Source organism: Oceanospirillum sp., from assembly GCF_048265165.1.
Lineage (GTDB): Bacteria > Pseudomonadota > Gammaproteobacteria > Pseudomonadales > Halomonadaceae > Oceanospirillum.
In genome coordinates, this window is sequence record NZ_JBLXCD010000008.1 from 74584 (window position 1) to 93773 (window position 19190).

At 49.3% G+C, this 19190-nt stretch carries 15 protein-coding genes and 1 riboswitch; of the genes, 10 read left to right on the forward strand and 5 right to left on the reverse strand.

From position 1 onward, the window contains the following. Window positions 1–29 precede the first annotated feature (29 nt). Together ACN0R8_RS14225 and ACN0R8_RS14230 are read left to right on the forward strand one after the other, a co-directional pair. Entirely contained in the window at window positions 30–1448 is a 1419-nt protein-coding gene (locus ACN0R8_RS14225) for a cache domain-containing protein (protein ID WP_417598557.1), read from the forward strand. Window positions 1449–1508: 60 nt separating this feature from the next. Further along, on the forward strand, window positions 1509–2177 hold the full coding sequence (locus ACN0R8_RS14230) for a response regulator transcription factor (RefSeq protein WP_417598559.1): 669 nt from the start codon (window positions 1509–1511) through the stop codon (window positions 2175–2177). A 147-nt stretch (window positions 2178–2324) separates the two neighbouring features. Here the strand turns inward: ACN0R8_RS14230 and ACN0R8_RS14235 are convergent, their stop codons facing one another. From ACN0R8_RS14235 to ACN0R8_RS14245, 3 genes are all read right to left on the reverse strand, one after another. Next, window positions 2325–3923, reverse strand: coding sequence for a methyl-accepting chemotaxis protein (locus tag ACN0R8_RS14235; RefSeq protein WP_417598561.1), 1599 nt, complete (start codon window positions 3921–3923; stop codon window positions 2325–2327). Window positions 3924–4136: 213 nt separating this feature from the next. Further along, a complete protein-coding gene (locus tag ACN0R8_RS14240) occupies window positions 4137–4745 on the reverse strand; it encodes an LON peptidase substrate-binding domain-containing protein (protein ID WP_417598563.1) in 609 nt (202 codons plus the stop codon). A gap of 131 nt (window positions 4746–4876) precedes the next feature. Further along, the gene (locus ACN0R8_RS14245; protein WP_417598565.1) at window positions 4877–6514 is read right to left on the reverse strand and encodes a methyl-accepting chemotaxis protein; all 1638 of its coding nucleotides are present in this window, start codon (window positions 6512–6514) and stop codon (window positions 4877–4879) included. Window positions 6515–6872: 358 nt separating this feature from the next. Between ACN0R8_RS14245 and ACN0R8_RS14250 the strand changes: the two genes are divergently transcribed. From ACN0R8_RS14250 to ACN0R8_RS14280, 7 genes are all read left to right on the forward strand, one after another. After that, window positions 6873–9311, forward strand: a complete 2439-nt coding sequence (locus ACN0R8_RS14250; protein ID WP_417598567.1) for a Lon protease family protein — start codon at window positions 6873–6875, stop codon at window positions 9309–9311. 43 nt (window positions 9312–9354) lie between these two features. Beyond that, the gene (locus ACN0R8_RS14255; RefSeq protein WP_417598569.1) at window positions 9355–9813 is read left to right on the forward strand and encodes a DUF2489 domain-containing protein; all 459 of its coding nucleotides are present in this window, start codon (window positions 9355–9357) and stop codon (window positions 9811–9813) included. A gap of 48 nt (window positions 9814–9861) precedes the next feature. Continuing rightward, window positions 9862–10326 (forward strand): DUF327 family protein, encoded by a 465-nt coding sequence (locus ACN0R8_RS14260; RefSeq protein ID WP_417598571.1) that lies wholly within the window; start codon window positions 9862–9864, stop codon window positions 10324–10326. Window positions 10327–11060: 734 nt separating this feature from the next. Then, window positions 11061–11633, forward strand: coding sequence for a 2-hydroxychromene-2-carboxylate isomerase (locus ACN0R8_RS14265; protein WP_417598573.1), 573 nt, complete (start codon window positions 11061–11063; stop codon window positions 11631–11633). A gap of 83 nt (window positions 11634–11716) precedes the next feature. Further along, window positions 11717–12328 (forward strand): riboflavin synthase subunit alpha, encoded by a 612-nt coding sequence (locus ACN0R8_RS14270; protein ID WP_417598575.1) that lies wholly within the window; start codon window positions 11717–11719, stop codon window positions 12326–12328. Between the two features lie 243 nt (window positions 12329–12571). Beyond that, window positions 12572–13861 carry an NCS2 family permease gene (locus tag ACN0R8_RS14275; RefSeq protein WP_417598577.1) on the forward strand — a complete coding sequence of 430 codons (1290 nt, stop codon included), beginning with the start codon at window positions 12572–12574 and terminating at the stop codon, window positions 13859–13861. Between the two features lie 150 nt (window positions 13862–14011). Then, complete coding sequence (locus tag ACN0R8_RS14280) at window positions 14012–14575, forward strand: adenine phosphoribosyltransferase (protein WP_417598580.1); 564 nt, start codon at window positions 14012–14014, stop codon at window positions 14573–14575. 100 nt (window positions 14576–14675) lie between these two features. Here the strand turns inward: ACN0R8_RS14280 and ribB are convergent, their stop codons facing one another. Continuing rightward, window positions 14676–15344, reverse strand: coding sequence for a 3,4-dihydroxy-2-butanone-4-phosphate synthase (gene ribB / locus ACN0R8_RS14285; protein WP_417598582.1), 669 nt, complete (start codon window positions 15342–15344; stop codon window positions 14676–14678). 141 nt (window positions 15345–15485) lie between these two features. Then, a riboswitch (FMN riboswitch) is annotated at window positions 15486–15643 on the reverse strand. A gap of 78 nt (window positions 15644–15721) precedes the next feature. Next, the gene (locus tag ACN0R8_RS14290) at window positions 15722–16609 is read right to left on the reverse strand and encodes a LysR family transcriptional regulator (protein ID WP_417598584.1); all 888 of its coding nucleotides are present in this window, start codon (window positions 16607–16609) and stop codon (window positions 15722–15724) included. A gap of 169 nt (window positions 16610–16778) precedes the next feature. Here ACN0R8_RS14290 and metE point away from each other — a divergent pair, with 169 nt between their 5' ends. Then, window positions 16779–19133 (forward strand): 5-methyltetrahydropteroyltriglutamate--homocysteine S-methyltransferase, encoded by a 2355-nt coding sequence (gene metE, locus ACN0R8_RS14295; protein ID WP_417598586.1) that lies wholly within the window; start codon window positions 16779–16781, stop codon window positions 19131–19133. Window positions 19134–19190: the final 57 nt, after the last annotated feature.

Genomic DNA, 19190 nt, shown 5'->3' on the forward strand with positions numbered 1-19190 from the left:
TGAAAACTGGTTGGGGTTGTTCTGCCGCTATGAGTCTGAAAACCAAAATTTTACTGTTGGCATTGGTGCCTCTGGTACTGGTGACCACCAGTATTACCCTGATCAGTGCGCAGCAGGTAAAAAGCCTGAGTGAGACTGAGATCGCCATCTTTGAGCACAACCTACTTGAATCCAAACGCACCGAACTTGAGCATTATGTCAGTCTGGCAATGAGTGGCATCTCGCCTATTCTCCGGGAGACAGACCTCAGCGATGAAGAAGCTCAGCGGCAGGTGAAAGCGGTGCTGGATGCAATCACATTTGGTTCTGATGGTTACTTTTTTGTCTATGACAGTGATGGCGTTAATCTAGTCCACCCGATTCAGCCGGAACTGGTGGGGCGTGACCTGATCAATATGCAGGATACTCAGGGCGATTATGTGATTCAGCGTCTGTTGGAGCTGTCCCGTGATGGCGGTGGTTATCACCACTATATGTGGAATAAACCTTCCAATGGCAAAGAATCAGAGAAAATCGGCTATGTTATCGAGCTGCCCCGCTGGCACTGGATGCTGGGTACTGGCTTGTATATTGATGATATCGCCGAAGAAGTGGCTAAGATTCGCCATGAGGTGAAGCTGAATATTCGCAATACCTTCTTTACTGTTTTGGCCATCACCACGGTTACGGTTGGATTGATCGTTGCGTTTGTGATTCTGTTTAATGTTCATGAGCATCGACTGGCGGATTCCCGTCTGAAGGAGCTGGTGCATAAAACCGTGCAGTTCCAGGAGTCTGAGCGTCGCCGCTTTTCCCGCGAACTGCATGATGGGATCAATCAATTACTGGTGTCTGCCAAGTTTCGACTGGAGCTGGGAGCGGACAGTGTGGGTGATAAAAACCCTAAGGCACAGTCCCATCTGGCTAAAGCGTCGGCGGTCATGAATGAAGCCATTCAGGAGATTCGTCGTATCTCCCATGACCTGCGCCCCAGTGCTCTGGATGATCTGGGTTTGATCCCTGCGATGACCATGGTTCTTGATGAGTTTCGCTTGCGAACCGGTATTGAGGTCGAGCAGAATACTCCTCCTTGCCGGATGCGCCTGCCAGAGGAGATTGAAACGACGCTATATCGTATTGTTCAGGAGGCTCTGACCAATGTTGAGCGCCACTCCCGGGCGAAGCATCTGAAAGTGTCTACCGGCTGGCACCGGGACACATTTCACTTAACGCTGGTAGACGACGGGGTCGGTTTTAATGTTCGTGAACTGGTGGGTGGCGGCGGTATTGGCCTGCGAAATATGCAGGAGCGGGTGGAGTTTCTTTACGGAGATTTTATTATTGAATCCGCACCGAGGCAGGGAACCCTTGTCCGGGCGCAATTTCCGATGCACAGCTGGCAACCCTTGCTGATGCAGGAAAAGAGTAAGAGCAGCGATGATCCGCAGCCGACGACAATAACAGGTTGAAACCTCTGCAGACCTGCCCGGAATGCTCTGTTTTGACCGAGAAAAGAATGGGATAACTCCATGACTGAGCAAGCAAACCTGCCCGACCATCCGAAATCGGCATCGATTAAATTACTCCTGGTGGATGATCATCCTTTGGTACGGGATGGGATTCGGGCCCGCTTTGAAGCGGATGACCTGATTGAGGTGGTCGGTGAGGCTCAGAATGGTCAGCAGGCACTGGATTTTGTGCAGCAACAGCGTCCCGATGTTGTGCTGATGGATGTCAGTATGCCGGTGATGAATGGTTTAGAGGCCACCCAGCATCTGCGCAATCTCTACCCATCGGTTCCAGTGCTTATTCTGAGTATGCATGACAGTCGTGAGTATATTCAGCAGCTGGTTCAGACCGGAGCATCCGGTTATGTTCTAAAGGATGTGGGTTCCGATGAACTGGTTCGGGCGATCCAGACCGTGCATCAGGGAGGCTGCTACTTTAGCGCTGGAGTTTCCCGTGTGCTTTTTCAGGGGCAGACGGATACTCGGGAGCAAAAACCAGCCCTGACGCCCCGGGAAGAAACTGTCCTACGCTATCTGGCAGAGGGTAACAGTAATAAAGAGATCGCCCGACAGCTGGATATCAGCGTACGTACCGTTGAAACTCACCGGCAGAATATTAAGCAGAAGTTGGATATCCATACGGCTGCAGGGTTAGCACGTTACGCCGTTGAAGAGGGGCTGGTAAGCTGATATCGCTCTATCCTCTATTTTCCATGCCCTATCCTCTATTTTTCATGTTAGTGATCGTTCAGATACGAAAAAGCCCTGATGATTAATCAGGGCCTTCCGTTTGTAAATTTTCTGTGTTGACGGGGTTCTGGTGACTGGACTGGTCGGTTATCGGGTTTTAAAGCGGCTGATCAGTTGATCCAGATCGCGAACTTCGCTTTGAATTTCCTGGGTTGCACCGACCACCAGCTGAGAGTCTGAGCGGGTTTGTTCGGCAATATCAGAGATGCTGACGATACGTTGGTCGATATCATCGGCCACCTGGCTTTGCTCTTCTGCAGCCGTCGCGATCAGGGTGTTCATGTTGCTGATGGTATCCACAGCTCCGGCGATATGATTCAGTGCTTCTGAAGCCTGTTCCGCCTGCCCGACACTGCTCTTAGCCAGCGTTGAGCTTTGCTGCATAGAGGTTACAGCGTTGCGGGATTCATTTTGCAGACGCTCAATAATCACTCGAATCTCTTCGGTAGATTCCTGCGTTCGCTGTGCCAGCGTTCGTACCTCATCAGCCACAACCGCGAATCCGCGACCCTGTTCACCTGCCCGGGCAGCCTCAATAGCAGCATTTAGCGCCAGCAGGTTGGTCTGTTCAGCAATGCCGGTAATGACTTCAAGCACTTTGCCAATTTCACCGGACTCTGCCTCCAGTCTATCCAGTACCGCTGAAGTACCATCCAGCTGTAGCGCCATGTCATGAATCTGATCTACGGCGGCTTGCACGACGGAGATACCGCCTCGGGCTTCATTGTCCGCCGTTCTGGCGGCTTCTGCAGCCTGAGCAGCATTTTGCGCGACCTCATGCACGGTTGCGCTCATCTCATTCATAGCAGTGGCTACCTGGTCGATATCATTGTACTGGCGAACCACGCCAGCCTCAGCATCCGCGGTAGCCTTGGTAACGCTTTCACTATGCTCTGCTGTACGGGTGACGGCATTACGGGCATTGCTGACCAGTTCAGATACCTGGTCGGCCATGGTGTTATAGGCGGTAAACATCTGGCCAACTTCATTATTGGCGTGATACACCATGAAGCGGTGGGTAAAATCACCGCTGCCAACATGAGTGAGGCGCTTCTGCAGGCGAGTGATGTTATCCATTAACAGGCGCAAACCAAAGATTCGTCCCATCACCACCAGAAATACAATAAGAAGCACACAAACAAAAGCGGTCATCAATTGGGTGCGGGTCTGCTCGCTGGAGGACTGGGTCATCATAACGACCGCTTTATTCATTTCTGTCAGGATGTTTAATGAATTCTTTTGGATCTTTTTCTGCAGAGCATCACTTGGGCTGTCAGCGTACTGCAGAAGCGTTTTGCTGTAATCAGACCAGACGCTTTCGACAACGTGCATCTGTGAAAGAATGGTTGAGTCCGTAATCGGGTTCATTCCCTGAGCTTTGTTGCCATTGATAATATCTTTATGGGATCTTTCGAAGAGCTGCATGGTTTTCTGCAGAGTGGATTTATTTTCAACCTGACTGGCTACCAGCAGAGCCTCTTTTGCCATTTTCTGGCTCAGCATTCTCTGGCGGCCAGCAATATTAATTGTTTGAGGGTCAATTGCCATGCTCAGGTAGAGAAAAATGCCGGAAGCGATGGCAAGCATAAAAATCAGTGCGTAGGAGAGCAGAAACTGCGCGTTCAGGCTTTTGGCTCCTATGGCACTCAACGTCATATCGATCAGTCTAGATAGTGAGGCGAACATGAGGTGGTTGTCCTTTTGGTGTTTTATCCCAGCTTAGTATTTTATCCCGGCGACTATTCGAAAGACGCGGTCATCTGTGGTGGGTATTTTTTTATATGTTCTGCCTGACATTCCTGCAGTCCCGAAGGCAGAGTTAATGGCAGAGGAAGGCTGTCAATCCGCGCTAGTTTAGTGAAAACCGCATGCTCTTCAACACTCTTTTTGTAGCTAAAGTTAACGTTTTTTTGCTGAGAGCATAGATGTGATTTTTCTTAGTCGTTCGGTAGAGGTATCGCACTCTAAGAGCTGCTGTTTATCAAGGTCCGGCAAGGGTAATAGGTGTGCCAAGTTCAGGCTGACGCTTTTGGCATCCTGCAGATTAAAGTGAAAATCACATTCTTTTGCCAGGGGATGGTGAGTGATCTCTTTGAGCAGATCAGCCAGATGCTGATGCTCGGGGCTGACCGGTGTGCTCTTTTCTTCCGGTAACCATTGGACTTCTGCCCGGATCAGTCCGTCACTTTCCTGAGTTGCACTCATAACCCGAAAGCGCCGGAGTCCATCAATATTAAGGGCTAAGGTGTTATCTGGCTGAGGGTACCAGTCAGAGATGAGTCCATAGGTTCCTGTGCACCCCTTCAATTGATCCAGCTGTTCTTCAGAGGCTCTAACGGTAAGGCTTTCCATCTGAAAAAGAATCCCGAGCCCCTCATAGGCAGAGAGGCAGGTTTTCACCATACGTTCATAGCGGGGTTCCAGGACATTCAGCGCCATAAAAGTTTGCGGAAAAAGCACGCGCGGCATAACAACCAGAGATATGTGCTTGGGCAGAGCGGCTTCCATTTACTTTCTTCCTGATTATAGCTTTAGCTGAGTGGCGCTGATTACTCAGAAGCCTAACCGAGTTGTAGCTGAAACTCAAAATACGCCTGGAACCCTGCAACATTCTAAGTTCTGAAATACCGTCTTAAGACTTAAACTTTGAACCTGTCTACCAGCTGCTTAAGCTCACCGGCAAGGTGACTTAATTCATCACTGGCCTGACGTGTCTGATCTGCAGAGTTTGAACTGTCAGATGACAGTCCCACGATACTAACGACACTGACGTTGATCTGTTCGGCCACCGCTGATTGCTGCTCAGCCGCACTGGCGATCTGACTGATCATATCATTGACCTGCAACATGCCTTCTACCACCTCTTCCAGAGCCGCCTGTGTTTCATCAGCGCGCTCCATGGTTGTCTGGGTGCTGGCTACACTGGTCTCCATGACGGTTACCGCTTGTTTTGCTCCGGCCTGGAGTTGTTCGATCATCTTTTCAATCTCCTGGGTGCTGTCCTGGGTGCGACTGGCAAGGGTACGGACTTCATCGGCAACGACGGCAAAGCCCCGGCCCTGTTCGCCGGCACGGGCGGCTTCAATGGCAGCGTTCAGGGCCAGTAGGTTGGTCTGTTCAGCGATACTGCCAATGACATCCAGAACTGAGGCAATATTGTTTGCCTGTGCATCCAGCTGTTTAATCACATCGGTCGCATGGCCGATTTCATCGGAAAGGGAGATGATTGTCTGGGTTGTTGCATCGATATCATCTTTGCCTGTATGCGTCTTTTTTTCTGCTCTGGAGGTGGTTTCAGCTGCGCTAATTGCGCTTTGAGCCACCTGGTGGATTGTGGCCGCCATTTCGTTAACTGCGGTTGCCACCTGGTCTGTCTCGGTTGTCTGGCGATGGATCGCTTCAGTGCTTAGGCTGGTGGCATGAGTTAGCTGGCTGGCAGCAGAAGCAACGCGCTCCGTAGAGCTATCTACCTCTCTGATCACAGACTGAACCTGATCGACAAACAGGTTAAAGGAGCGCGCCAGCTGGCTCATTTCATCATGCCCGTTGGCATTCAGGCGCAGGGTTAAATCGCCATCTCCCTGGCTGATGTTGCGCATGGCGCGATTTGTTTCATCTATCGGCGTGATAATACTATTGGCGATCAGAAAGAGTACCAGTACGGTAATGGCAAGACCGATGAAGGCGATTGTTACCTGTGAACTGGCGGTATCCCAAAATGCCGATTCAACGTCATCAATATAGACGCCTGTACCTATGACCCAGCCCCAGGGTTTAAAGCCTGCGACATAGGACACTTTTTCTACCGGATCATCAAAGCCGGGTTTAGGCCATAAATAGTCTTCGTTTCCCTTGCCTTTATCTCTGACGGTATCGACAAAACTCTGGAACAGGCGCTTACCATTGGGGTCTTCCAGTTTGGAAAGATCCTGGCCGTTCAGTTGGGGCTTAATCGGGTGCATCACCACAACTGCATGCATATCGTTGATCCAGAAGTAGTCGTTATCCCCGTAACGAAGGGATTCCAGAGTGGTCATTGCCCGCTGTTTTGCTTCTGTTTCGGTTTGCTGTCCCGCTTTGAATGCCCTGTATTCCTTTGTGACAACGCCGACAGCACTTTCTACAAGATGCTGGGTTTTGATCTGCTTCTCCTGCACCTGCATTTTATAGGTCTGGCTTAGGGAAAAACTGACTAAAGCGACAATGCTAAGTACAGCTGTGACCACAACCAGGATCATACGAGGCTTAATACCAATTGAGCGTAAAACTTGATTCATAAATGATCCACTATCGTTCTTAAATACTGACGGGATGGCAGCGCCATACTTTGCAATGAAAGAGGTGCCTTTTTCTTATTGTTGGTGCGAGTGTTTTATAAAACCCAGGCAGATATGACAACGCGCTATCGGCACTGAATATGCTCTGACAGATGCCTGTAAAACCCATGCATTGTTATGTCGAGCTTATTTGATGTGGGGGGGACAGAGTTTAAATTTGTCAGACTTTTTTGCTACTGAGCCTTAGTCGTATGTACCTTTGAAAAAAAGACATTTTCCTGCTTATTTTTGCAGGGTGCGCTGAGGCGGCTTGTATTGCATAATGTATTGATACAGCTTGCTTTTTAGGGAGAACTCAATGCAGGCACCTAAGCCTTTGGCGCTATCCCGCCTGAAAAAACGTTGCGTTAAAAAACGTCTGCCCGCTAACACTGCCCGCATTCAGCCCCTGGACCGTTTTATCGGCCAGCAACGGGCCGAGCAGGCAGTTCGTTTTGCGATTGCCGTGCCTGACAAGGGGTACAACCTATTTGCTATGGGGGATAATGGGCTGGGCAAGCGCACTATGCTGAGGCGCTTTTTGGAGAAGCATGCCAGCACTCGGAGCGCCCCGGATGATTGGTGTTATGTGAATAATTTTGAGTCGCCCCGTAAACCCTGGGCGATTCGTCTGCCTGCAGGTATGGCGGTAACTCTGAAAAAGGATATGGAAGCGCTGATCAAAGAGCTGCGCCATGCGATTCCGGCAGCCTTTGAGCAGGAAAGCTTTGTCGAAAAAGCTGAATCGATCCGGGAGGATTTCTCTGAGCAGCAGGAAACTATGCTCAAAGAGATAGCGGCTGAAGCCAGTAAACACCAGTTAAAGCTGATACTTCAGACCCCCGGCGGTTACTCCTTTATGCCGGTGGATGATGAGGGTGAGGCATACGCTGTTAAAGACTTTAATGAACTGCCGGAAGAGCGTCGACTCGTATTTAAAGATGGCATTGAGTTAATGGAGAAGGACCTGCGGGCTGCGTTGCGTGATCTGGCGCACATGGAAAAAGATATCCGTGAGAAGCAGCAGCAACTGAATGAAAATATTACCCTGACAGCGATTCAGCATTGGTTGTCGGAACTGCATGATAAGTATGCTGACCATGAGCGGGTTTTGGATTACCTGAATGCTTTGCAGAAAGATTTGGTAGAGAACGTTGAGATTTTTCTGGAAGAAGATGAGAACAGCGATGCGGTGACCCGGGCCTCACCGGATCATAAAATTCCGGCCCGTTATCAGATTAATGTAATGACCACTAATGATGCGGACTCAGGTGCTCCTCTGATGATTGAGGATATGCCAACCCATAACAATCTTGTGGGGCACCTTGAGAATGTCACCTATATGGGAACAGTGGCAACTGACTTTTCTCTGATCCGCCCGGGAGCACTGCACAGAGCTAATGGCGGCTTTCTGATTTTGGATGCGGGTAAACTGCTGCAACAACCCTACGCCTGGGATGGACTTAAGCTGGCGCTACGTACGGGTTGTCTGCGTATTGATACCCTGGAAAAGCAGCTGACCTTGTCAGGTAATGTCAGTCTTGAGCCAGAGCCGATGGCTCTTAATGTGACCATCGCTCTGCTGGGAGATGCGGAGCAGTATTATCTGTTACAACGGTATGATCCTGATTTTGGTGAGCTGTTCAAAGTATTAGCTGAATTCGAAAGCGATATGCCACGCAATGAAGAGAATGAAAGTCTTTATGCTCGCCTGATTAGCTCCATGGTCAAAGAAGACGAGCTACTGTCTCTGAATCGTGATGCTTTAATGAAAGTGATCGAAGTAGGAGCCCGACAGGCAGAACATCAAAATCGCTTGTCCCTTAATGCTGCGGATCTGAAACATCTGTTGAGGGAGGCTCATTACTGTGCGTGTGCTGATCAGAAAGATCAGATTGATGCTCAGGCTGTGGATCAGGCCCTTGAGGGCCGGGAGTATCGCTCAGGGCATATTCGCGAACGTATGTTTAATAATATTCATGACGGCACGATCCTGATCGATACCCAAGGTGAAAAAGTCGGGCAGGTTAATGGCCTGACAGTGCTGCGAGTTGGTGAAAGTGAGTTTGGCCAGCCAAGCCGTATTACAGGAACGGTGCGTTATGGTAATGGTGATGTGCTGGATATTGAGCGCAGTGTTCATCTGGGTGGTGCATTACATTCGAAAGGCGTGATGATCCTAAGTGCTTTCCTGAATGCTCAGTTTGGGGTTGATGAGCCGTTGCCCTTGTCCGCCAGTCTCGGCTTTGAGCAGTCCTACAATGGAGTTGATGGTGATAGCGCTTCTCTGGGGGAGTTAGTCTGTCTGTTGTCGGCGATGTCCTGTGTTCCGGTGAAGCAGTCGCTGGCAATCACAGGGTCGATCAATCAATTCGGCGAAGTACAACCGATTGGTGGCGTGAATGAAAAAGTTGAAGGTTTCTTTGCGACCTGTAAAGAGCGGGGGCTGACAGGAGACCAGGGGGTTATTATTCCCGTACAGAATATTGATAACCTGATGCTCAGTGATGAGGTGATTGAAGCCTGTGCCAATGATCAGTTTGCCATTTATGCGGTCGAACATGTCGAGCAGGCGATTAAGCTGATGACTGGGGTTGTGTCGGGAACCGCCAATGAAAAAGGCAATTTTGCTAAAAATACGCTGTATGGGAAAATACAGCATCGCTTGAAAGAGCTTTGCGGCAAACCCCATGGCAAACAGGGCAAAAGTAAGCGCAAAAGAACGGCGAAGAAAACCAGCTCAAAGCAGGCTGGCTGATAACGTTGAAATAAACCGATGTAATAACCGGGTCTGAGCAGAAATGACAAATCAGGTGGCCATACTGCTGGCCGTGATCGCAGTAGCTATTATTATCGCTCTTGCAGGGTATGCACTTAACTTACGCAAGCAAGTTCGTCAGCGTGAAAAAGAGCGTTTGGCAGCATTACAGGATGTGGAGCGTTTGGCTCGGGAAAAGACCATGGAAAGTATCCATGTAATCTCCCATGCTCTGCTGGAAGGACAGGTTGATGTTATGGAGGCCTGTCTGCGGATACGTACTCTGATCGACATCATTGAGTCTGACTGGCAGGAAACGGAGGCGTTGAAGGTGTTTGCTGAGATAACCGAGCGCGGTGCTCACTTTGCAACTCACCAGGCGCGAAAAGAGCTGCCCAAGCAGGAACGTATGAAGCAGGATCTGGAGCGTATCTCACTGGAAGGTGAGTACTATGATGCGGCTCTTAATGGGGCGCGTTGGCTGTTACAGCAAAAGCCATAAGCTGGACATGCGCCTGACAGAATAAAACAGTGGTCGCGGATAAACACTATGATCAATATTAACGACAAACTTAAATCCCTGCGTACCGGGGATGGCACTCGCCGTGCGCGTACCAAAGAAGCCAGCAGTATCGGCAAAACCCGTACTTTTACCGATCATTTGGTGCAGCAGGTTGAGGAGATCAGTGCGCCCACATTAAATGATGAGCTGTCCCGAATCCGAGAAGCACTGGAAGATGCATCGGAGAATCTGGAGCGTAATCCAACCATCGGTAATCTTGAAATCTACCGGGTGTTATTGAGTAACCTGATAGGCAAGGCAACGAAAGGTGCATACGAGGTAGAAGGTGTTGGCCCGGGTTGGAGCCTGACCGATAAGCACCATGTGATCCGCAAGATTGATGAGGAAGCGGAAGAGCTTTTGCTATTAGTACTGAACGAGCAGAAAGATACCCTGAAAATCGCCGCTAAACTGACACACCTGAAAGGGCTTGTGGTGGATCTGTTGTCTTAACGGCAGACCTCCATTCGGCTTGCGCATATTGCCCACTTTAGTATTTTGCAGACAAAAAAAAGCCCCCACCAAAGTTGGTGGGGGCGGAAGTATATATGCAAGAGCTAACAGAGGGTCCCTCAAAAGAGATCTTTCCTTCGAAGACTACCCTAGTCTCCAACCAGAAAGTGTTCAGAGTAAAACAATCATTTTCCTGAGAAGATGATCAAACACTGGACAAACCCGTTTGCAAATTTATTACGCGCCTTCAAACACTGGAAAATGCTGCGCGACCCTATGGGCGTAATACTAAAGACGAAGGTGGGGCTGGTCAATCTGGTTTGGTGGGTTTTAATGTAAAAAAAGGTTTACGCATTACGTTTGTTCTATAAGGCTATTTAATTACAGAATAATCGTTTGTAGAAACGTGATATTTTTAGCTCAGATTTAGCTGAATGAGACCTCTTTCTGTGTTTGGCGTGATGAAAAAGGATATAGTCAGCAGAATGTTCTGATTATTTTATAGCGCTATGAAATCTGGCTGGATGACAATGGCGTATCATCGGTAGGTATCTCTGTAATGGACTTCAGGTAACACCGGCGAATATACGGTCACCCTTATTGATTCTGAACGGTATTCTCTGTTGTAAACTGGCGTTATGATTCGGTTAGCATCAGCATCTGATGCTCACTGGAACGTTAATGAATAAAAATGACAAAAAATATAAGCGACCACAACGCAAAGGCTTTTATCAATGACTAAGCAGGTTGAGTTTTTTTACGATATTGTCAGTCCGTATAGCTATCTGGCGGCAGTTCAGCTTGAAGAGCTAGAACGGGAAACCGGTTGTGAAGTGATCTGGCAGCCATTGTTTCTGCCGGGGCTGTTCAAGCTGACGGGTAATCAGCCACCACAGGTGATGGCGGAGAAGAAAACCTATCTCTTCGACCAGGATCTGCCTCGTATGGCTCGCTATCTTCAGGTGCCTTACAACATGCCTGCCAGCTTTCCCTGTAACACTGTTTATGTGATGCGTGCTTTGATGAGCTTGCCCAATAAGCTTCGTGCTGAGAAGAGCCTGGCACTGTATGAGCTTTTTTGGGGCGAGGGTCAGGATATTATTAATGATGACACTATACTTTCTTTATTAGGGCAGGATGCTCTGGATTATGCAAAAAGCGAAGAAGGGAAGGCTGCGCTGATGGATAATACTCAGCGGGCAGCGGATAAAGGTGCTTTTGGTGCTCCTACCCTGTTTGTGAACGATGAGACTTTCTTTGGTTGTGATCGCATCCCCCAATTGAAGTACCATCTGCAGATTTCCTGAATAGTATTCTTACGGCAGCCACTAAGGGTGCTGATATATTGACACTTATATCTTCCATTCATTAATACCTATTAGGAAGCGTTATGTTTACCGGTATTGTCCAAGGCGTAGCAACACTGATTAAACTGATTGAGAAAGATGATTTTCGTACTCATATTATGACAATGCCCGGTCGCCTGACTGAGGGATTATCAATAGGGGCCAGTGTTGCGCACAATGGCTGCTGCCTAACGGTAACAGAGATCAAAGGTAACAGGGTTAGCTTTGATCTGATGCAGGAAACGTTACGTCTGACAAACCTTGGTGAACTTCAGGTCGGTGATTCAGTTAATATAGAACGGGCTGCCCGCTTTGGTGATGAGATCGGTGGGCATGCAATGTCAGGACATATCATGTGCACAACAGAGGTTGTGAATATTATGGAGTCCGATAATAACTACCGTATCTGGTTTTCGTTGCCGAAGGGCTATGAAAAGTATGTCTTTGAGAAAGGCTACCTGGGTATTGATGGCATTAGTCTGACAGTCGGTGAGATTGAGAATGGCTGTTTTTGTGTCAATCTGATACCGGAAACGTTGGAGAGAACAACCATCGGTCAGCGTAGTATCGGCAGCCGTATCAATATCGAGATCGATCCTCAGACTCAGGCAATTGTGGATACGGTTGAACGGGTTATGGCTCAGCAAAAATTTTAGCAGCACTTTTTTTGTGCAAAGCAATATAAAGTCGATGTTTTTTGCTATGTTACGGTGCTTAAAAATCAGCGATTAACTTTTTTAAGAAAATAGCTGGAGTTTCTGCTCTGTTTACTCGATTTTTGCCCCACTTTTGGCTAAGATTGCCGCAAATGCAGAATTTGACTGTATGGTAAATTGTTGAAACCTGGAAACTATGTTTTCCGGGTTTTGTTGTTTTTGGACTGGTTTAGGGCACAACCCATGCTGGAAAAATTGTTTAAGCTCAGTGAGCACAATACCAACGTAAAAACGGAAGTTGTTGCAGGTATCACCACCTACCTGACGATGGCTTACATTATCTTTGTTAACCCGTCGATTCTGAAGCTGGCCGGTATGGATTACGGTGCGGTGTTTGTCGCAACCTGTCTTGCTGCAGCCATCGGCACCCTGATTATGGGGCTGTGGGCGAATTATCCGATTGCTCTGGCTCCGGGCATGGGTCTGAACGCCTTTTTCACCTTTACTGTGGTGATGGAGATGGGCTATAGCTGGGAATCTGCTCTTGGGGCTGTATTCTTTTCTGGTTTGATCTTCACTGTTCTTAGCCTGTTTAAGATACGGGAGTGGATCATCAATAGTATCCCTCTTTCCCTGAGACTGGGTATTGCAGCGGGTATTGGTCTTTTCCTGGCTCTGATTGCACTAAAGAGTGCCGGTATTGTGGTGGATAGCCCTGCAACACTGGTGACTATGGGTAATCTGTCTGATCCAAGCGTTATTCTGGCTATTGTCGGCTTCTTTATTATTGTGTCGCTGTCTTATCGCCGGGTTTTGGGTTCCGTTATGATCGGTATTCTGGTGGTCACAGTACTTTCGATTGTCATGGGGCTTAATGAGCTGAACGGCGTTGTTTCTATGCCGCCAAGCCTTGCACCTACTTTTATGGCGATGGATCTTGCCGGTGCTCTTGAAGTCGGTATGTTGAGCATCATCTTTGCGTTCCTGTTTGTGGATCTGTTCGATACCTCAGGTACTCTGGTAGCAGTTGCTCAGCAGGGTGGTCTGCTGGACAAAGATAAGCGTCTGCCACGTTTAGGCCGTGCTCTGATGTCTGATAGTACCGCAACGATGGCCGGTGCTGCTCTGGGTACGTCGACTACGACCAGTTATATCGAAAGTACTGCCGGTATCTCTGCCGGTGGTCGCACAGGTTTAACAGCGGTTGTTGTGGCAGGCTTATTTTTACTGTCACTGTTTTTTGCTCCGTTAGCGGGTTCTGTTCCGGCCTATGCCACAGCAGGCGCACTGTTTTACGTAGCGGTGTTGATGACCGCCGGACTGGCAGAGGTGGACTGGAAAGATCTGACCGAAGCTGCACCTGTGTTTGTCGCGGCAATTGCGATGCCATTGACGTTCTCGATTGCTAACGGTATCGCCTTCGGCTTTATCACTTATGCCGGTATTAAGCTGCTGTCCGGCCGTCGTGAAGATGTCTCTCTGAGTGTTCTGATCCTGGCCGCTCTGTTCGTACTGAAGTTTGTTTTCCTTTAAGGTTAATCTTCATACGCTACTGCAGCAGTAATACTTATGCCGGCCTCAGGGTCGGCATTTGCATGTCTGAGGATTTGATTTCGTTCTGTGCTGTCTGGAAAAGCAGCGCCATTGATGCCGATAGCATCTGTTATAGAAAAAGGTTCTACCATGTCTGATCGTGATGAAAACACTCTGAATAACGCTGACTACCTGCGCTCTGTGATCCGCACTGTGCCTGACTGGCCGGAGGCCGGGGTTATGTTCCGGGACATCACTCCTCTGTTTCAGAACCGCAAAGCGTTCCGTAAACTGATTGATACTTTCGTTCATCGCTATTATGACCATGATATTGATGCTGTAGCGGGTGTTGATGCCCGTGGTTTTATTCTGGGTTCCCCCATCGCTTATGAGCTGAATACCGGTTTTATACCTGTGCGTAAAAAGGGTAAATTGCCTTTTGAAACGGTTCAGGAAAGCTATGAGCTGGAATATGGCTCCGCCACCGTTGAGTTGCATACCGACTCTTTTAAACCTGGTGATAAGGTACTGCTGATCGATGATCTGATCGCCACTGGGGGCACCATGCTAGCGGCTGCGAATCTGATTAAGCGTCTGGGTGCTGATGTGGTTGAAGCTGCAGCGATTATTGATCTGCCGGATCTGGGCGGTTCTGCAAAGCTGAGAGAGCAGGGGATTGAGGTTTATTCAATCTGCGAGTTCGAAGGCAAATAACGATTTATTTGAACCACATTCTGAGGCTTTCGCCTAAGGGTGGTATCTGAAAAGGCATCGGAGACGATGCCTTTTTTATTGCCCGAACTCGGTCTGCAGCCTAAGCGACCTGACTTATTTTCTGGCGGTAGAGAGCAATATCTTCAATAGTTAATACGGGCATCTGATGGCTGTGGGCAAACCGGATAACTTCCGGTAATCGTGCCATGGTGCCGTCTTCATTGGTCAGCTCGCAGAGTACACCAAAGGGTTTCAGCCCAGCCAGCTGCGCCATATCGACACTGGCTTCCGTATGCCCTCGACGCCCCAGAACACCGTCTTTGTTAGCTTTAAGCGGGAAGACATGACCCGGCTTTTTCAGGTCGGAAGGTTGGGCGTTATCGGCAATAGCCGCCTGAATGGTCGTCACCCGGTCCGCAGCAGAAACACCTGTGCTGACGCCGCTAGCCGCTTCAATACTGACAGTGAAGTTGGTGTGATTGGTGCTGGTATTATCCTGAACCATCATCGGTAGTTCTAACTGTTTAATACGTTCTTCCGGTAAGCAGAGACAGATAATGCCGGAACATTCGCGGATCATCAGTGCCATCTGTTCATGGGTCATCGTTTCCGCAGCGAAGATCAGATCACCTTCATTTTCGCGATGTTCATCGTCCAGTACCAGAATACCTTGTCCTTTTCGTAACGCCTCAATACCACGCTCCACGCGCTGAATAGGTGTGCCGAAAAAGGAAAGATTATGATTTTTTGATGGGTTTTGCTGATTCATGGTAATGCTCTTTTGAGTGAATAATAACCAGAATCAGGGCGGCAAGAGGCATATCTGCTTAACGTGAGGCGTTCGTATCTTCATAGGATACGCATACCTTTTGGCAGGTATAGCAAAACAGGCAGCCATAAAAAGGCCACCTGTAATTCTCTTTTATCCGGACTATAACCGTCGGCTCTGGAGTTACACCAGATCTGCTTGACCCTGCTGCTGACGGATCAGCTGCAGGCGCTCGTGGGCTTTCTGTAGAAAACAGATTTACCACCGGTGGGGAATTTCACCCCGCCCTGAGAATGCCGTGTCATATTAATCAAACAGCCATGTTCACCCAAGTGAATAAATTGATCCGAAAAAGAGATTTATTCTATTTACTGAAATCAGAGTCTGGTTTCCTTCGCCAGACTGATAAAGCGCTGGATATGAGGGTTATCTTCATCTTGCTGGCGCACCCCCAGAAAGATCTGTTTCTGAATACCCTCTTTTCCCAGCCTTATTAGTTCAATGGGCAGGTTCTCGGCGTATTCCCGCCCTAACCATGCCGGTAGCGTTGCCACACCACGATTGGCGGCCACCATCTGCAGGATGATCTCAGTGGCTTCCAGTGTTTTATGTTTTTGCGGTCGGCAGTGGGCGGGCAGCAGAAACTGTTGAAAAATATCCAGCCGTTCGATCTCCACCGGATAGGTGAACAGGGTTTCGCTGGCAAGCTGATCTGGAGCGATCCAGGGATGGTTCGCCAATGGATTGTCCTGATGCACGATTAAGACCTGCTCGTAGGGAAAAACCGGCTCAAAGACGATCCCCTCCCGCCAGATTGGATCAGGTGTCACTAAAATATCGATATCGTGGTTAAACAGTGCTGCCATGCCGCCAAACTGAAAGCGTTGCTTAACATCCAGATCTACCGATGGATAAATGTCCATAAAGGGCGACACCACCTTCAGTAGCCACTGATAGCAGGGATGACACTCCATACCAATATGCAGGCTACCCTGTTCATTCCTGGCAAAGCGACTCAGGTTTTCATCAATTCGCTCCAGCTGAGGCAGAATACGTTTAGCCTCTTTCAGCAGATATTCTCCGGCCTGAGTTAGGCGTACCTTACGGCCATCTTTTAGCCATAGAGGGCTGCCAATCTGGCCTTCCAGTTTTTTGATGGTGTGACTGAGGGCTGACTGAGTCAGGTACAGGCTTTCTGAGGCAGCGGTCAGTGAGCCTTGCTTATCAATGGCGCGCAGAATATTCAGATGAGCACGTTCAATCATTCTCTTTTCATCCCTCTTCGTCAGTATTATCTATGAAAAAAGTTAATAGTTTTATGAGAAAGTACCATTATTTTTCATAGATTGCATGATTTAGGCTACAGCCATTGATTGAATAGCGTTGAGACAAGGCGCGAAAAAAGACGCAAACTGAGATTTGAAAGGAATTAAAATGGCTTTAGTACACAATCTGGGCTTCCCTCGTATCGGCGCAAAGAGGGAACTGAAATTTGCTCAGGAAGGTTTTTGGAAAGGGGCGTCCTCGGCGGATCAGCTGCTCAGCACTGCAAAATCGATTCGTACTACTAACTGGCAGCAGCAAGCCGATCTTGATCTGGTGCCTGTGGGGGATTTTTCACTTTACGATCAGGTACTGGATATGAGTTTCACCCTGGGCAACCTGCCTGCACGGGTTCAGGGGCTGGAAGGTCGTGAGTTGGATCGTTACTTCCGCGTCGCGAGGGGGCGTTCAGCAGAGGACAGCGACTGCAACAGTGTACATGCCGGAGAGATGACCAAATGGTTCGATACCAATTACCACTATATTGTACCTGAGGTGACCGCTGATACCCGGTTCAGCCTGAACCCGGAGCGTATTCTGACTCAACTGGCTGAAGCGCAGATTCAGTTAGGGTTAGACAAAGCCAAGCCGGTGATTATTGGTCCGTTGACCTACCTTTGGCTGAGTAAAGCGAAGGATGACTCTGACCCACTGGTACTGCTGGATCAGTTACTGCCGATATACAGTGCGCTTCTGGAGCAGCTGGCGGATGCCGGTGTCCCATGGGTTCAGATCGATGAACCGATATTGGTGACTGAACTGGATGCCCGCTGGAAGCAGGCCTTTGAACATGCCTATCACACTCTGAAAGCCAACCGGCCTGAGGTGTTGGTTGCCAGCTACTTTGGGACACTTAAGGACAACCTGCAACTGGCCTGTAATCTGCCAGTGGCAGGCCTGCATATTGATGGCGTTCGCGGTCGGGAGGAAGTTACTAAAGTAGTGGACTGGCTGCCGGGTCATAAAGTGCTGTCTATTGGCGCAGTGGATGGCCGTAATATCTGGAAAACGGATCTTAAACGTGCTCTGGACTGGCTGGAGCCGATAGCCGCTAAGCTTGGAGATCGTCTGTGGTTGGCGCCCTCCTGCTCGCTGCTGCATGTTCCTGTGGATCTGGAAAGTGAAGTTTCCCAGGATGAAGATAAGCCAGCAACCCTGGATAGTGAACTGATTCGCTGGTTGGCCTTTGCTAAACAGAAACTGGCGGAAGTGCAGCTGTTGGGCCGAGCCATTAATGAAGGACGTGAAGCCGTTGCGGATCAATTAGCTGATAATCAGGCGGCGATTACCAGTCGTCGACTGTCTGAGCGGGTGCATAACCGTGAGGTTAAAGCCAATGTTGGCGGTATCACCTCGGGCTTTGGCCAGCGCCAAAGTGCTTATGCCCAGCGAGCCGCCAAACAGGCTGAACGCTTAAAGCTGCCGCTGTATCCAACCACTACGATTGGCTCTTTCCCGCAGACTGCTGAGATCCGTAAAGCTCGTCTGGCCTATAAAAAGCAGGAGCTAAGTGAGGCGGACTATCAAGCACAGATGAAAGCCGAGATTGAGCGCGCGGTTCTGGAGCAGGAGAAACTGGGGCTGGATGTGCTGGTGCACGGAGAGGCCGAGCGTAACGATATGGTGGAATACTTCGGTGAGCAGCTGGAAGGTTATGCTTTCAGCCGTTTTGGCTGGGTGCAGTCTTATGGCTCCCGTTGTGTTAAACCGCCGATTCTATTTGGTGATATCAGTCGCCCGCAGCCGATGACTGTTGCCTGGACGCAGTTTGCTCAGTCCCTGACGGACAAACCGATGAAGGGCATGCTCACAGGCCCGGTGACCATTTTGAACTGGTCCTTTGTACGGGATGATCAGCCCCGGAAAGAGAGCTGCATGCAGTTGGCTCTGGCGATTCGCCAGGAGGTTCAGGATCTGGAGGCTGCTGGGGTGAACGTGATCCAAATTGATGAAGCGGCCCTGCGTGAAGGCCTGCCCCTGCGTCGCAGCGAATGGCAGCATTATCTGGATTGGGCGGTGAACTGTTTCCGTATCAGCGCCAACGGTGTGTCCGATGAGACCCAGATCCATACCCATATGTGCTATTCGGAGTTTAACGACATTATTGAATCCATCGCCCGTATGGACGCGGATGTGATCACCATTGAAACATCGCGCTCCGATATGGAGCTGCTGGATGTGTTTGAGGCCTTTGAATACCCGAACGAGATTGGCCCCGGTGTCTATGATATTCACTCACCGAATATTCCAACGGTTGAGCAGATGGTAAGCCTGATGAGCAAAGCGGCAGAGCGTATTCCCGCAGAGCGCCTTTGGGTAAACCCGGATTGCGGCCTTAAAACCCGCCAGTGGGCGGAGGTGATTCCCGCGCTGGAGAATATGGTCGTCGCAGCACGGATACTTCGCCAGCAGGCGGCTTCCGGTAAGCCCTCTGGACAGGTTCAGAGGGAAGCGGAACCGGCATAACGCTGAGATAACTTTCGCAATCACAAGCTGAAAATACACAAAGCTCCCGTTATCTGA